We start from the raw sequence: 14832 nt of genomic DNA, 5'->3' as shown, positions 1-14832 counted from the left end.
CCCCCCGGGAAGGGGTAGTGGGGGAGCTTCGCGAAGGCAGAAAATTTGGGACACCCACCTTTTTGAGCGCCGCGTTCAAGCCCGATTCGCCACAACCGCCTTGAGAAACCATCAAAAAACCAAGGCCACCCCGGGGTGGCCTTGGTTGTTGGGTAGCCAAAGAAGAGCCGGCTTATACCCCCAGGCGATCGCGCAGGGTGTACCAGGCGGCGCCGGCGGCGGTGAAGGGGATACGAAACAGGCGGCCGCCCGGGAAGGGGTAATGTGGCAGTTTGGCAAAGGCATCGAAACGCTCCGCCTGGCCGCTCAGCACCTCGGAGAGCAGCTTGCCCGCCAGATGGGTACAGGTCACGCCGTGGCCGCTGTAGCCCTGCATGTAATAGAGGTTGTGGCCGATGCGGCCAAACTGGGGCAGCCGCGACAGGGTGAGCAGGAAGTTGCCGGTCCAGGTGTACTCCACCTTGACGTCCGCCAGTTGCGGGAAGGTTTTCAGCATCTTGGGGATGATCAGCCGCGCTATGTCCGCCGGATCCCGCGCCCCATAGACGACGCCGCCGCCATAGAGCAGACGGTGATCGCCGGTGGTGCGGTAGTAGTCGAGCAGGTAGTTGCAATCCTCCAGGCAGTAGTTTTGCGGCAGCAGGGCGCGGGCCCGCTCCTCCCCCAGCACCTCGGTGGCGATCACCTGGGTGCCGCAGGGCATGCTCTTGCCGGCGAGCTCGGGCACCAGGTTGCCGAGATAGGCGTTGCCGGCCACCACCACGAAACGCGCCTTGACCGCCCCCTTGGCGGTTTTCACCAGGGCGCTCTGGCCCGGGGTGATGCTGGTGACGGCGGACTGCTCGAAGATCTTGCCCCCCTGCATGCGGATGGCTTCCGCCTCCCCCAGCGCCAGGTTGAGGGGGTGAATGTGGCCGCCACGCTTGTCGAGCAGGGCGCCGACGTAGCGATCGCTCGCCACCACCTCGCGCACCCCGTCCCTATCGAGCAGTTCCAGCTGGTCGTTGCCCCACCGCTGCCAGCGGGCGTATTGGGCCTTGAGCTCGTGCAGCTGCTTCTCGGTCTCGGCGGCGAAGACCCCGCCCTGCTGTAGATCGCACTGGATGTTGTAGCGCTGGATGCGCTCGCGGATGATGTTGCCCCCTTCAAACAGCATGGAGCCGAGCAGCCTGGCCTGATCCGGCGGGCAGCTCGCCTCTATGGTGTCGATGTCGCGGCTGTAGGAGTTGACTATCTGGCCGCCGTTGCGACCGCTGGCGCCAAAGCCGACCCTGGCCGCCTCCAGCACCACCACCTTGTAGCCCTTCTCCACCAGGTGCAGGGCGCTGGAGAGGCCGGTGTAACCCGCCCCTATGACGCAGACATCGCATTCGAGCTGCTCATCCAGGGTGGGGAAAGGCGCATGCTGGTTGGCACTGGCGGCGTAGTAACTCTTCACATGTTCGGTCATGATCCCTCTATCCTCACACGGCTTGACTTGATGAGTGGCGAGAAGGGCCTTGCCTGGCCGCTTCCCGGGGGCAGCAGGGGCGCCGAGCGAACCAGGCCAATCACCCAACCCGTTCATTATTTTGCACACCCAAGCCCGCAATTGATGTCCCTGGCACCACTTCTAGCACGCCATCACCGCCCCGGGCAACCGTATTTAACACTTGAAAAACAAAACGACGGCCATTATGGTCATCCAGTGCTTATTATTCTATACAGCCTGATGTACCGGACAGGGCCCTGCGCCCCGGCCGGGATCTCCTGAATCCACCGCCGAGGCCCCCATGTCACACACAGCCCAGCTCGCCCCCCTGACTCACTCCCTTGCCTATATAGATGGTCGCTGGTGTCAGGCCCACAGCGGCCGCCAGTTCGAGGTCAGCAACCCCGCCACCGGGGAGCTCATCACCCGGGTGCCGGACATGGACGGCGCCGATGCCCAGGCCGCCATCGAGGCGGCCCCCCCCCCCCCCCCCCCGCCCCCCCCCCCACGCCGCCCAGCCGGCCTGGGCCGCCCTCACCGCCAAGGAGCGCGGCGTCAGGCTCAGCCGCTGGTATGAGCTCATCATGGCGCACCAGGATGAGCTGGCACGCCTGATGACCCGGGAGCAGGGCAAGCCCCTGGCCGAGGCCAAGGGGGAGGTCGCCTACGGCGCCAGCTTCATCCAGTGGTTCGCCGAGGAGGGCAAGCGCGCCTATGGCCGCACCATTCCCGGCTTCAGCGGCGACCGCCGTCTGGCCACCATCAAGCAGCCGGTCGGGGTGGTGGCCGCCATCACCCCCTGGAACTTCCCCATCGCCATGATCACCCGCAAGGCGGGCCCGGCGCTGGCCGCCGGTTGCACCATCGTCATCAAGCCTGCCGCCGAGACGCCCCTGTGTGCCCTGGCCCTGGCGGAGCTGGCCGAGCAGGCCGGGATCCCGGCCGGGGTGATCAACATAGTCACCTCCCATCAGGCCGCCGCCGTGGGGGACGAGCTCTGCGCCAATCCCCTGGTGCGCAAGCTCTCCTTCACCGGCTCCACCCGCATCGGCAAGCTGTTGATGCGCCAGTGCGCCGACACCATGAAGCGGCTCTCCCTCGAGCTCGGCGGCAATGCCCCCTTCATCGTGTTCGACGATGCGGATCTCGACGCCGCCGTGGCGGGGGCCCTGGCCTCCAAGTACCGCAACGCCGGTCAGACCTGCGTCTGTGCCAACCGCATCCTGGTGCAATCCTCCGTCTATGATGCCTTCGCCGCCAGACTGGCCGATGCCGTGCGCGCCTTCAAGGTGGGGGACGGCCTTGGCGAAGGCACCCAGATTGGCCCCCTCATCAATCAGGCTGCCGCCGACAAGGTCGCCAGCCTGGTGGATCAGGCCAGGGCCGCCGGGGCACAAGTGCTGGTCGGCGGCGAGGCCCATGACGCCGGTCCCCTCTTCTACCGCCCGACCATCTTGGCCGAGGTCAGGGGCGACAACCCCATACTGCAGGAGGAGATCTTCGGCCCGGTCGCGCCCCTGGTGCGCTTTGAGACCGAGGACGAGGCCATCGCCCTGGCCAACGACACCCCCTATGGGCTGGCGGCCTACTTCTATGGCCGCGACATCGCCCGGGTGTGGCGGGTCGCCGAGCGCCTCGAATACGGCATGGTCGGCATCAACGAGGGGATCATCTCCACCGAACTGGCCCCCTTTGGCGGCATCAAGGAGTCGGGGCTGGGGCGGGAAGGGGCGGCCGAAGGGCTCGACGAGTACCTGGAAACCAAGTATCTCTGCTTCGGCTCGATTGCATAAAAACACAAATAAAGAGACATTAAATTCAATCTTGTGGCGACCATTCGCCGGCAAGAGCGGACAACACCAAGGACGGGGGCCGGCATCCAGCCTGCCGGCCCAGGTTTAGCCGGGGCAAGCCCCGCAGGGAGACATTCAGATGAGTAACCAATCCTGGCAGGCGCGCCGCGAAGCGGCCGTGGTCAATGGCGTCGGCACCCTGATGCCGGTCTTTATCGACAAGGCGCACAACGCCGAGCTGTGGGATGTGGAGGGCAACCGCTACATCGACTTTGCCTCCGGCATCGCCGTGCTCAACACCGGCCACAACCACCCCAAGGTGGTGGCGGCGGTGCGTGAACAGCTGGAAAAGTTCAGCCACACCTGTTTTCAGGTGACCCCCTACCCCGGCTATATCGAGCTGGCCGAGAGGCTCAATGCCCTGGTGCCCGGCCCCAGCCCCAAGCGCACCCTGTTTCTCTCCACCGGCGCCGAGGCGGTGGAGAACGCCATCAAGATTGCCCGCGCCCACACCGGCCGCAGCGGCACCATCGCCTTCAAGGGGGGCTTTCACGGCCGCACCATGATGGGGATGGCGCTCACCGGCAAGGTGGTGCCCTACAAGACCGGTTTCGGCCCCTTCCCGGGGGAGGTCTATCACCTGCCCTTCCCGAGCGATTACCTGGGGGTGAGCGAGGCCGATGCCCTGGGGGCGCTGGACCTCTGCTTCAGCGCCGACATAGAGCCCGGCCGCGTGGCCGCCATCATCATAGAGCCGGTGCAGGGTGAGGGGGGCTTCTATGTCGCCTCCCCCAGCTTCCTGCAAGCCTTGCGCAAGATCTGCGACCAGCACGGCATCCTGCTCATCTGCGACGAGATCCAGAGCGGTTTCTGTCGCACCGGCAAGACCTTCGCCACCGAATACAGCGGCATCGAGCCCGACATCATGACGCTGGCCAAGAGCCTGGCGGGCGGCTTCCCGCTCTCCGCCGTGGTGGGCAAGGCGGCGGTGATGAACGCCGCCAAGCCGGGGGGCCTCGGCGGCACCTATGCGGGATCCCCCATCGCCTGCGCCGCCGCCCTGGCGGTGCTGGACGTCATCGAGCAAGAGCAGCTCAACCAGCGGGCCCTGGCCCAGGGGGAGCAGCTCAAGGCACGGCTGCATCGGCTGGCCGAGCGGTTCGACTGCATCGGCGACATCCGCGGCCCCGGGGCCATGGTGGCCATGGAGTTGGTCAAGGGGCGCGATGCCGGCCAGCCCGATCCCGATCTCACCAAGCGCCTGGTGGCCGAGGCGGGCAAGCGGGGGCTGGTGCTGCTCTCGTGCGGGGTGCGCGCCAACGTCATCCGCTTCCTGGCGCCCCTCACCGCCGCCCCGGCGCTGATCGACGAGGGGCTGGATGCCCTGGAGCAGGCCCTGGCCGCCGCCCTGGCATGAGCCAGGTCCAAGCCCAGATGCTCGACTGAGTATTTGCCCCAGGGCAAGTCCCTGAACGCAAAGTGGATATATCCATTATCCCGGGCGACCATGGCTTGTCATCCCCCCGCATCTGGGGCAAAATGCGCGCCGCTAAAATAACCGACTTGGTTGCCAAGTCGGTTATTTCATTTTGTTGTTTTACCACCAATCCGAGGCCGGGCCTTTTTCCCGGAAATGATACCCGGGGTCGCACGCACAGATGGCGCGAACCCACCCATGAATTTATGCCGCTATGAGGAACAAGATGGGGCTCTCTTTCACTTCGTCTCCGCTCGCCGGAGTCCGCCTTGGCAACGCGATTGCCAGCGTCCGCACCACTCCCGTGAGTGGCTGCCCGTTCAGCCCCCTGGCGTCTCGCCATGGCAATGCCCTCGTGGCCGTGCGGGAGGTGCGCTGATGTCCAACGCTCCTGTTCGCCTCAAGAAGAGCCTCAAGCTGTGGCAGGTCGTGGTCATCGGCCTCGCCTACCTGACCCCCATGGCGGTGTTTGACACCTTTGCCATGGTCTCCGACATCACCAGCGGCCATGTCGCCACCTCCTATCTGCTGGCCCTGGCCGGGATCCTGTTCACCGCGTTCAGCTACGGCCACCTGGTGCGCAAGTATCCCTCCGCCGGATCCGCCTATACCTATGCCCAGAAGACCTTCCACCCCTATGTGGGCTTCATGGTGGGCTGGTCCTCCCTGCTCGACTATATGTTCATGCCGATGATCAACATGCTGCTGGCCAAGATCTATCTGACCGCCATGTTCCCCGGGGTGGAGCCCTGGATCTTCATCTTCGGCCTGGTGAGCGTGATGACCCTGCTCAACTTGCGGGGCATCAACCTGGTGGCCAACTTCAACGGCCTGATCGTGCTGGTGCAGGTGGCCATCATACTGGTGTTCCTGGCCCTGATGGCCCATGCCGTCTACTTCGGCGAAGGGGAAGGCACTGTGCTGAGCAGCCGTCCCTTCTACTCGGATCACACCGCACTGCTGCCGCTCTTTACCGGCGCCACCATCCTCTGCTTCTCCTTCCTGGGGTTCGACGGCCTGAGCTCCCTCAGTGAGGAGACCCCCAATGCCGGCAAGGTGATCCCCCGCGCCATCGTGCTGACCGCCCTCATCGGCGGCATCATCTTCGTGCTGGTCTCCTACTTCCTGCAGCTCTACTTCCCGGACATCTCCCGCTTCAAGGAGCCCGATGCCGTGCTGCCGGAGATCGCCCTCTACGTCGGCGGCAAGCTGTTCCAGAGCGTGGTGCTGGTCAGCACCACTGTGGCCGTGCTGGCCTCCGGCATGGCGGCCCACGCCGGGGTGTCGCGCATCCTCTACGTGATGGGGCGGGATCGCATGATCCCGGAGCGGGTGTTTGGCTATGTCCATCCCACCTGGCGCACACCGGCCATCAACGTGCTGCTGGTGGGGGCCCTGGCGCTCTCCGCCGTCTCCTTCGATCTGGACGTGGCCCTGGCCCTGGTCAACTTCGGTGCCCTCGTGGCCTTCACCTTCGTCAACCTGTCGGTGATCGCCCAGTTCTGGGTGCGCGAGCGGCGCAACAAGTGCCTCAAGGATCACCTGATCTACCTGCTGCTGCCCCTGCTGGGCGCCGCCACCCTGGGGGCCCTGTGGATCAACCTGGAGCAGAGCTCCCTGGAGCTGGGCCTCATCTGGGCTGGCCTTGGCGTCACCTATCTGCTGCTGCGTCTGGCGGTGTTTCGCATCCCCTTCCGTCAGTACGAGGAAGCGACGGACGCCTGAGACCGCGACACGCCATCAAACAGAAGGGGAGCCATGGCTCCCCTTCTCGCATCTCACTCAAGGCCCGGTACGGGCGGGCGATCAATGCTGGTTGACCACCGCAGTGGCGGCCGCCTTGACCGGATCCTTCGCCACCGCCTTGACGTCCTTCTGGGTCTGCTTGAGCTGCTGACCAGTCTGGTTGACCTTGTTCTGGGTCGCCTTCAGATCGTTCTTGCTCTCCTTGAGGCCGGCAGTCTTCTTGTCCAGCACGTCCGTGGTGTTCTTCTTCACTTCCTTCTTGGCTTTGTCTTTCTGCTGGCTCACCAGCTTGTCGGTGTCGCAACGGCCCTTGACACCCACGGCCGCATTGAGGGCCTCGTTCTTGACAGCCTTGTCGAGGGTGCACTCGGATTTGAGCAGGCTGGCTTGCGCGCCGGCAGACAGCAGCCCCAGGGAAAGACACAGAACCCATGTACGCATAACATCACTCTCGTAGAAGAAGGGGAGGGAGTGGCAGGATATAACGCAACCTCTCGAATGCAAGTCCGGCGTGGGGCGCCCCCGCAAATGAGGCAATAATGACACCGGCTCCGACACTTTTTGTCCGTTGGCGATGCCAAATAAATGCTGTCATCAAACCATCACAAAAGCGTCACTTTGTCATATTTCTGTCATGGAGCCTTGCTTAAATGCGCGGGTCTACTTCAACCCAGAACGGTATTACCGTCCCCAAGAGGCGATATGCAACAGACGCAATCCTTGCCACAGCCGCGCACTTCCACCCACAAGGCGCTGTTCAACTGGCTCACCGTGATCGCACTGGTTTACACCATACTGGTGGCCGTTGGCGCCGTCTCCCACGGCTTCAAGAGCTTCTCAGGCGGTGCCGAAGGGGCGGCCCAGATCTTCGCCTTCGCCAACAATCCCTTCGTCGCCCTCTTGCTCGGCATCCTGGCCACCGCCCTGGTGCAATCGTCCAGTACCGTCACCTCGGTGATCGTCGGCCTGGTGGCCGGTGGCCTGCCGATGGCCATGGCGGTGCCCATGATCATGGGTGCCAACCTCGGCACCACCATCACCAACACCATCGTCTCCCTGGGCCATATCCGCGACAGAACCGAGTTCCGTCGCGCCTTCGCCGCCGCCACCGTCCATGACTTCTTCAATCTGATGGCGGTCTTCATCTTCCTGCCCCTGGAGCTGATGTTCGGCCTGCTGCAACACTGCGCCGAGGCCCTCTCCCATCTGCTGGTCGGCTCCACCGACATGTCGATGAAGGGGGTGGACTTCATGAAGCCGCTGACGGCACCGGCCATGGATCTCATCGATGGCGCCGTCGCCTTCCTGCCCGGCAAGGGGCCCGCCCTGGCCACCATCGTCATCGGCATCCTGCTGATCCTGGGCTCGGTCACCTATCTGGGCAAGGTGCTGCAAAAGGTGCTGGTCGGCCGTGCCAAGGCGCTGCTGCACAAGGCCCTGGGCCGCGGCCCCCTCACCGGCATCGCCTCCGGCACCCTGGTCACCATCATGGTGCAGTCCTCCTCCACCACCACCAGCCTGATGATCCCCCTGGCGGGAGGCGGTGTCTTCACCACCCGCCAGCTCTACCCCTTCACCCTGGGCGCCAACATAGGCACCACCATCACGGCCCTGCTGGCGGCCACCGCCATCGGCGGCAGCGGCGCCGAACTGGCGCTGACCATCGCCCTGGTTCATGTGCTGTTCAACCTGTTTGCCGTGGCGCTCATCTATGGGGTGCCCTTCCTGCGCGAACTGCCCCTCAAGGCCGCCGAGTGGCTGGCCCGGGTCGGCAGCGAGAACAAGATGCTGGCCCTGGGTTACGTCGGCGGCCTCTTCTTCGCCCTGCCCGCCCTCATGATGATGGCCAGCAGATAATGGCGTAGTCGGGAATGAGGTAATCGGAAATGGACTGCCCCCTTGCATGCCCTGCCCCATCTCGATGATGGCCAGCAGATAAGGACCTAGCCGGGAATGGGTTGCCCCCTTGCTTGCCCTGCCCCATCTCGATGATGGCCAGCAGATAAGGACATGCCGGGTATAGGGTTGCCCCCTTGCCTGCCCTGTCCCACCTTGATGCTGATCGTGGGAGAGCATCCCCCGGGGGAGCGAACAACCCATTCGCTCCCCTTTGCCAACCCTGTCACAGCCCTGATGATGCCCGGCTGATGACGCTCTGGAGGTGTGAACCTGTCGTTCGCTCCCCCTTTGCCAGCCCTGTCACGGCCCTGATGATGCCCGGCTGCTTATGGCATGCCGAGGAGTGAACGCATCGTTCGCTCCCCCTTTGCCAGCCCTGTCACGGCCCTGATGATGCCCGGCTGCTCATGGCATGCCGAGGAGTGAACGCGTCGTTCGCTCCCCCTTTGCCAGCCCTGTCACATCTGGCGCCGCCCGGCTCGCCCTTCGCCCCCGGCTGGGATAAGATGCCCAGCTCATGGCACCCGTTCTCATTTCACTTGAGGGAAACCCGATGAAGTTCATTTTGATCGCCATCCTGATCGCCCTGGCGGTCTTCTATTTCTACTCCAGCAGCAACAACAAGAAGCTGGCCGAGGAGAACATCCGCGCCGGCGATCTCTTCCTCGCCGAGAACAAGAGCAAGGCGGGGATAGTGACCACGGAGTCCGGCCTGCAATATCAGGTGCTGACCCCGGGCCAGGGCGGCATGCACCCGAGTGCCAGCAGCAAGGTCAAGGTGCACTATGAAGGCAAGCTGATGGACGGCACCGTGTTTGACAGCTCCATCGCCCGCGGCGAGCCCATCGAGTTTGGCCTCAACCAGGTGATCTCGGGCTGGACCGAAGGGGTGCAGCTGATGACGGTAGGCGAGAAGGTTCGCTTCTTCATCCCGGCCAAACTGGGCTACGGCAATCGGGCCGCCGGCAAGATCCCGCCCGGCTCCCTGCTGATCTTCGAGGTGGAGCTGCTCGCCATCCAATAAGCGAGCCCCGTCATTCCCCGAGGCCAGCCCAGTGCTGGCCTTGTCGCCCCTCCCCTGCCATGCCATGCCATCGCCACTATCAATCAAGAGTGAACAGTGCTTTCACCTATCGCTTGATTGTTAACCACTCACTCAGGGCAGATAATGGTGCCATTGCCTCGGTCCCCCTATCTGGAGTCCCATCATGCCCACCGCCCCCGTCTGGTTCATCTCTCACGGCGCCCCCGATCTGGTGTTGCGTGACCAGCCCGCCACCCAGTTTCTAACAACATTGCGCCTCGGCGACATCAAGGGGTTGGTGGTGATCTCGGCCCACTGGTTCAGCCGCAGCGAGTTGCAAGTCAACGTCGAGCCCACCCCGGCACTCATGTATGACTTTTACGGTTTTCCCGAGCCCCTCTACCGCATTCGCTGGCCCGCCAGCAGTCCGGGCTGGTTGCAGCAGGCGGTGAGCGACGGCCTGGCGGCGGCGGGTCTGCATGCCACGCCGGTGCGCCGGGAGCTGGATCACGGGGTCTGGTCGCCGCTCTCCTTGATGGATCCTGCCAGCGAGACGCCCCTGGTGCAGATCTCCATCCCGGCCAGCTTCACCCCGGCCCAGCTGTGGCGCCTGGGCGAAGCCCTGCAGGGCCTGCGCGCCCAGGGGATCGGCATCCTGGCCTCGGGGGCCATCACCCACAACCTGGGGGCCCTGGGGCCAGATGGCTCGCCGCCCCCGCCCTGGGCCAAGGAGTTCGTCGACTGGCTGGAGCAGGCCATGGCACGGGGCGATCGCCCCGCCCTGGAGGATTACCGGGCCCGCGCCCCGGGAGCCGTCTCCTCCCATCCCCATGACGATCACCTGCGCCCGCTGTTCGTGGCGCTCGGCGCGGCGGCCATGGACAGGCCAACCCGGCTGCACCAGAGCTGGGACTATGGCAGCCTCTATATGGGATCCTACCGCTTCGGCCAGGGGTGAGGATGATGGATGGTGCGGCGCCATGAGGGCTCGCGCCCATCGGAAACGCGATGGCGCCGCCATCGCCAACAAAAAGCAGGAGGGGCCAAGGCCCCTCCTGCTCGTGATGCTTCCCGCCCGTCAGCAGATGGCCTCAGCCCGCATCGTCAGCTGCTCGGCGAGGCGGTGGCCGTGCAGGTAGCTCTCGATCAGGGCACCATCGGCCCTGCCACTCTCTATCTGCTGATACCAATGGGCCAGCATGGCGGCAAAGCCGCGGCTCGCCAGCACAGGCTGCCAGTCGTCCGGCGTCAGGGTCTGCACGGTTTTATCCCGGGCCAGGGTACCCCGGGTGCAGTTTTCCAGATGGAGCGACAGGTTGTCGCCGTAGGCGTCGATGCGCTCCTCCGTGATGCCGGCGCTGCGGTTCATGCTGCCACTGATGGCGCGATCGCCGCTCTGCCAGCTCACGCTCACCCCGGCCAGCAGGCTGGCATCCTGCTCGCTTCGCCTCAGCACCGCCTGCACCTCTGCGTCCGGCACACCGCCATAGAAGCAGAGGCTGTCGAGCACATGGATAAAGTCGTCAAAGATGAAATCCCGCGCCCGCCCCGGCAGGGCAAATCTGTGCTTCTGCCAGTTGAGTTCGGTGAGCGGCTGGGCTCGGGCGGCGACCAGGGCGGGCAGATAACGGCGATTGAAGCCGACAAACAGCGGGCAATCCTGTGCCAGAGCGAGGTTGGCGAGCCCCTCGGCCTCCCCCAGGTTGTCGCACAGAGGCTTGTCGACAAAGGTGGGGATCCCGGCGCGCAGGCACTGCTCGGCCAAGGTGCGGTGCACCGAGGTGGCGGCATGGATCATCACGGCATCGGGGCGGCTTGCCAGCAGGGCATCCACCTCGGTGAAACACTCGGCCACCCGATACTGGCGGGCCAGCTTATCCAATACCACCGGATTTCGGGTGCAGAGCAGCGGGGTGACCCGCTCATCGCTTGCCAGCAACGGCAAATAGGCTTTCTGGGCGATATCTCCCAGACCAATCATGGCAATGCGCATATCAACTCCTGGTGATGGGGCAATGGGCGACAGAATAACATCCGATGTACGCTATTCCCCCTCTTTCGCCAACCCCTTGGCCTGCTCTCTGGCATCGAGCCATTTGCCCACTCTGGCCCCCAGCTCGGCGCAGATCAGCGCCATCACGGCGGCCCAGAGCATCTGGTTGCCATCAAAACCCGCCTGCTGCTCAAACAAGGAAGGCACCAGCAGATTGAACGCTATGATCCCAAGCAGCAGTCCAAGGCCGCTGCCCACTTTCTCTCTTCTCGATCTCGCCTTCATCGCCATCCGATTGCTCCTGCTAAAGAAGACGGAGGAGGTGTGCCTATGCGCCCTCAGCTGCCGCCGTATCCGGCAGCACAAGATAGCAAAGCCCTCCCTTGATTGGGACAGCCATCTTTCTGAGCACTAATTAGGACATCCACTAATTAGTGTCACTAATTAGGACATCCATCTTTTTGGATAAGCCGTCACCAGGCTGGCTATCGATAACATAACGGGCGATGGGGTAAGGATGGCGGCAAAGTACTACGCCATCGTCATGTTGACACTGTCGTTACCTTGTTCGGGTAGCGATGGTTCAGGTGGAGAAGAGCAATACTATTCCCGGCACTCACTGCACGGCTGCGGTTTGATATGAAACGAAAGCAGACGATTCAACGCTGTGGCTGGTGACATCGTTGCTGGCCGCAATGGTGGGCAAATAGCTGGCAATGCTCCCTGTCCCCCACCACTCTGACCCCTTGCCGTCGAAACAGTGCCACCCGCTTCAACCAACCAGCACCATCCAGGTTCAGCCGTCGCAGTATGGGGGCGAGCCTGGCTGGAATATGGCCCTGCTTGTCTGCTCGAATGGCGCGTCCGGTCCAATCAACCAGCATCAGGTAGTCAGCGAAGGCATAGGGCAAACCATCCGGATAAGGTGTGCTTTGACCCGCAAATGGCAGCAATAGCGGAGGCAAGGCGTCGCTTGCTGGTGTTTCATCCAGACGCTGCTTGATGCTGGTGTAATCGCTCTGCTCGGGCCGGTCTGCCAGTGCCGCTCGTATCGGATTAAGGTCCACGTACGCCATGCAGGCCAGCAGAGCTGACTCGGTGAGCAGGGCCTGACTCTTGAAGCGCCCTTCCCAGAAATGCCCCTTGCAGCCATCTTCCCGATTGGTCTGCCGTGCCAGGGTCTCATTGAGCAGCCGCACAAACCAGCTGATGGAGTGCAGCCGTTCACGCCATTGCTCTATCAGCTGTTGCACGACTGCTATTTCCGGTTCAAGCAGGGATTCCCTCTGATACCAACGCCGCACCAACAGCGGCCATTGGAACAACGCTGCCCAGCGCTCGGCCACCTCCCGCTCGCTCCAACTGGCAGCAGTATTGGGCTCCACCTTGAGCACCAGATGATAGTGGTTGCTCATCACCGCATAAGCACAAACACCGATGGCAAACAGTCGCGACAGTTGGCCCAGCTTGTCGACCACCCACTGGCGCCGATGTTCGTAACTTTGGCCGGAATAGACATCCTCCCCACACAGGAAAGCCCGCCGCACACAGCGGCTGACCACGTGGTAGTAAGGCGTATCCTGCAAACTGATTTGACGTGAACGGGCAATGGTCATGGCTCACCCCCTGGGCAGTGACACCTCAAGCCAAGTACAGGGCTACATCGCTGTCAAAAAGGTGGGTGTCCCAGATTTCGATTGAATTGGCAAAGACAATTCCTCTCAGTGATGATTTGAGCAAATTCATATATAATGACATATTTGACTCAAGAGCTATTTCAATACTGGAAAGCCCTGAGTTTATATCAAAATCAAATGAGTTTAATCAGCGATATCAAGCATTGTTTGATCAGGCCGGCACAATATATAGCCGAGGTGTTTTTAATCCGATTAAAGCTGATGCAGCTTTTACCACTTTAAGCAAACAAGGCTACTTTACTGGTGGACATAAAGTCCACTTGCAGGGAGATGGTGTCTCTCTTAATTTTGAAGGGTTGCAAGAAAAGCTTAGAGTAGTGAACGAATCAATCGACAGCGATGAAGAGCTCAAAACATTAAGAGTTAATTTGGCCAAGAATGCACAAACTCAAACATTAGCCACTCTATTAGAAAGCATTTCAGCAACAGAAGTTGATTACCTATTACATAATGTAAAACCCAAAAATCAACTTGAATTTAAAAAGACCTTATGGGCTTACTATATTCAAAACACACCTGACACTGAGGCTTATCTAGCAGATTACGCATCTAATCAAGATGAACTACAAAAAATTGAAGCGGATGCTGCATCAGAGGCCCCCAAATGGTCTAAGGCAATAGAGCTTTTTAATAGTCGTTTTGTTGATATGCCTTTCACTCTTTCACTATATAACCAAGTAGATGCAGCGTTAGGAAAAGATAAAGCAAAATTAAAATTTACATTTAAGGATGGAGAGGATCAGATCGATTGCACCAGAAGCGAAATAAAGTCTTTAAGTCAAGGTGAGAAGAGAGCTCTTTACCTCCTGAATTTTATATTCGAAGTGGAAGCTAGAAAAATCAAGTCAGAAGAGACTCTTTTTATAATTGATGATGTAGCTGATTCCTTCGATTACAAGAACAAACATGCAATCATACAATATCTTGAAGATATCTCGAGAGTAGACTATTTTTCACAATTAATCTTAACACATAATTTTGATTTCTTTAGAACCTTGGCAAATAATTTTGTTCATCGTGAAAGATGTTTAATGGCAAATAGAACAAAAGAAGGTATAAAACTATCCCAAGCCGAGGGTATTAAAAACTATTTTATTGGGAAGTGGAAAAAGAATATTTATAATAATGATGTTATTTTGTGTACCACTGTGCCTTTCACAAGAAACCTCCTTGAATATACCAAAGGTGAAAGCGACATCGATTATTTAAAACTTACCAGTTTATTGCACTGGAAAGAGGATACGGCACAAATAACCATAGGGGATTATTATGATATATATAATAGATTATTTGGCACAAATTATCCTGTCCACAATACTACCCCATTCATAGACTTGCTTTTTTCGAAATCAGATGAAATAAAAGACAGAGTTGAACATGACGGGCTTAATCTAGAGGATAAGGTCCTTTTATCAATGGCAATCCGCATGAAGTCAGAGATATTTCTCATTCAAGAAATACGGAAAATTAAAAATAATGATGCATATTGGTGCCAGTCCATGAATCAGTTTGGTACTTTAATTAAATCCTATGTGATTGAACAGCCGGATAGCGACGCAATAAAAAGTCTAGAAAAAGTCAGTATTACTGTTAGCTCTAATATACATCTCAATTCTTTTATGTATGAACCGATATTAGACTTAACAATAGAGCACTTAATAAAGTTGTATTCAGAGATTACAGCTTTGGACTCCGCAGTAACAATTTAAGAGCCAGAGACGATATAAATAAA

Annotated in this window: 11 protein-coding genes and 1 pseudogene; 7 read left to right on the top strand and 5 right to left on the bottom strand. The window is 60.2% G+C overall.

The annotated features are described in order from the left end of the window. Window positions 1-172: 172 nt before the first annotated feature. Window positions 173-1450 carry an NAD(P)/FAD-dependent oxidoreductase gene (locus ACW5W4_RS17645; protein WP_456690261.1) on the bottom strand — a complete coding sequence of 426 codons (1278 nt, stop codon included), beginning with the start codon at window positions 1448-1450 and terminating at the stop codon, window positions 173-175. Window positions 1451-1772: 322 nt separating this feature from the next. On the opposite strand from ACW5W4_RS17645, the pseudogene ACW5W4_RS17640 reads away from it, so the two are divergent. The 3 genes and pseudogenes from ACW5W4_RS17640 (at window position 1773) to ACW5W4_RS17630 (ending at window position 6466) form a co-directional block, all read left to right on the top strand. Beyond that, a pseudogene (locus tag ACW5W4_RS17640) lies at window positions 1773-3264 on the top strand (NAD-dependent succinate-semialdehyde dehydrogenase). Window positions 3265-3403: 139 nt separating this feature from the next. After that, complete coding sequence (gene gabT / locus ACW5W4_RS17635) at window positions 3404-4681, top strand: 4-aminobutyrate--2-oxoglutarate transaminase (protein WP_456690260.1); 1278 nt, start codon at window positions 3404-3406, stop codon at window positions 4679-4681. Between the two features lie 438 nt (window positions 4682-5119). Then, window positions 5120-6466, top strand: coding sequence for an APC family permease (locus ACW5W4_RS17630; RefSeq protein WP_427263423.1), 1347 nt, complete (start codon window positions 5120-5122; stop codon window positions 6464-6466). Window positions 6467-6547: 81 nt separating this feature from the next. Here ACW5W4_RS17630 and ACW5W4_RS17625 read toward each other — a convergent pair whose 3' ends face one another. After that, the gene (locus ACW5W4_RS17625) at window positions 6548-6928 is read right to left on the bottom strand and encodes a hypothetical protein (protein WP_427263422.1); all 381 of its coding nucleotides are present in this window, start codon (window positions 6926-6928) and stop codon (window positions 6548-6550) included. Between the two features lie 261 nt (window positions 6929-7189). Between ACW5W4_RS17625 and ACW5W4_RS17620 the strand changes: the two genes are divergently transcribed. From ACW5W4_RS17620 to ACW5W4_RS17610, 3 genes are all read left to right on the top strand, one after another. Continuing rightward, window positions 7190-8344, top strand: coding sequence for a Na/Pi cotransporter family protein (locus ACW5W4_RS17620; protein ID WP_456690259.1), 1155 nt, complete (start codon window positions 7190-7192; stop codon window positions 8342-8344). Between the two features lie 595 nt (window positions 8345-8939). Continuing rightward, window positions 8940-9410, top strand: a complete 471-nt coding sequence (locus ACW5W4_RS17615) for an FKBP-type peptidyl-prolyl cis-trans isomerase (RefSeq protein ID WP_456690258.1) — start codon at window positions 8940-8942, stop codon at window positions 9408-9410. Between the two features lie 184 nt (window positions 9411-9594). Further along, window positions 9595-10368: a DODA-type extradiol aromatic ring-opening family dioxygenase gene (locus ACW5W4_RS17610; RefSeq protein ID WP_456690257.1), complete on the top strand. Its 774-nt coding sequence runs from the start codon at window positions 9595-9597 to the stop codon at window positions 10366-10368. A 120-nt stretch (window positions 10369-10488) separates the two neighbouring features. Here the strand turns inward: ACW5W4_RS17610 and ACW5W4_RS17605 are convergent, their stop codons facing one another. The 3 genes from ACW5W4_RS17605 to ACW5W4_RS17595 form a co-directional block, all read right to left on the bottom strand. Further along, entirely contained in the window at window positions 10489-11403 is a 915-nt protein-coding gene (locus tag ACW5W4_RS17605; RefSeq protein ID WP_456690256.1) for a Gfo/Idh/MocA family protein, read from the bottom strand. Window positions 11404-11454: 51 nt separating this feature from the next. After that, window positions 11455-11694 carry a hypothetical protein gene (locus ACW5W4_RS17600; protein WP_427263417.1) on the bottom strand — a complete coding sequence of 80 codons (240 nt, stop codon included), beginning with the start codon at window positions 11692-11694 and terminating at the stop codon, window positions 11455-11457. A 368-nt stretch (window positions 11695-12062) separates the two neighbouring features. Beyond that, the gene (locus ACW5W4_RS17595) at window positions 12063-13019 is read right to left on the bottom strand and encodes a transposase (RefSeq protein ID WP_456690255.1); all 957 of its coding nucleotides are present in this window, start codon (window positions 13017-13019) and stop codon (window positions 12063-12065) included. Between the two features lie 65 nt (window positions 13020-13084). On the opposite strand from ACW5W4_RS17595, the gene ACW5W4_RS17590 reads away from it, so the two are divergent. Next, a complete protein-coding gene (locus tag ACW5W4_RS17590; protein WP_456690254.1) occupies window positions 13085-14809 on the top strand; it encodes a hypothetical protein in 1725 nt (574 codons plus the stop codon). Window positions 14810-14832 lie beyond the last annotated feature (23 nt).

The organism is Aeromonas crassostreae (genome assembly GCF_054052445.1).
Note: the sequence above shows the minus strand (reverse complement) of the source record. Positions and strands in the feature narration are given on the sequence as shown.

What these genes read in the sequence shown, in the direction of transcription:
- ACW5W4_RS17645 (WP_456690261.1), bottom strand. Translation starts at nt 1,450, where the DNA reads ATGACCGAACATGTGAAGAGTTACTACGCCGCCAGTGCCAACCAGCAT.
- gabT (WP_456690260.1), top strand. Translation starts at nt 3,404, where the DNA reads ATGAGTAACCAATCCTGGCAGGCGCGCCGCGAAGCGGCCGTGGTCAAT.
- ACW5W4_RS17630 (WP_427263423.1), top strand. Translation starts at nt 5,120, where the DNA reads ATGTCCAACGCTCCTGTTCGCCTCAAGAAGAGCCTCAAGCTGTGGCAG.
- ACW5W4_RS17625 (WP_427263422.1), bottom strand. Translation starts at nt 6,928, where the DNA reads ATGCGTACATGGGTTCTGTGTCTTTCCCTGGGGCTGCTGTCTGCCGGC.
- ACW5W4_RS17620 (WP_456690259.1), top strand. Translation starts at nt 7,190, where the DNA reads ATGCAACAGACGCAATCCTTGCCACAGCCGCGCACTTCCACCCACAAG.
- ACW5W4_RS17615 (WP_456690258.1), top strand. Translation starts at nt 8,940, where the DNA reads ATGAAGTTCATTTTGATCGCCATCCTGATCGCCCTGGCGGTCTTCTAT.
- ACW5W4_RS17610 (WP_456690257.1), top strand. Translation starts at nt 9,595, where the DNA reads ATGCCCACCGCCCCCGTCTGGTTCATCTCTCACGGCGCCCCCGATCTG.
- ACW5W4_RS17605 (WP_456690256.1), bottom strand. Translation starts at nt 11,403, where the DNA reads ATGCGCATTGCCATGATTGGTCTGGGAGATATCGCCCAGAAAGCCTAT.
- ACW5W4_RS17600 (WP_427263417.1), bottom strand. Translation starts at nt 11,694, where the DNA reads ATGGCGATGAAGGCGAGATCGAGAAGAGAGAAAGTGGGCAGCGGCCTT.
- ACW5W4_RS17595 (WP_456690255.1), bottom strand. Translation starts at nt 13,019, where the DNA reads ATGACCATTGCCCGTTCACGTCAAATCAGTTTGCAGGATACGCCTTAC.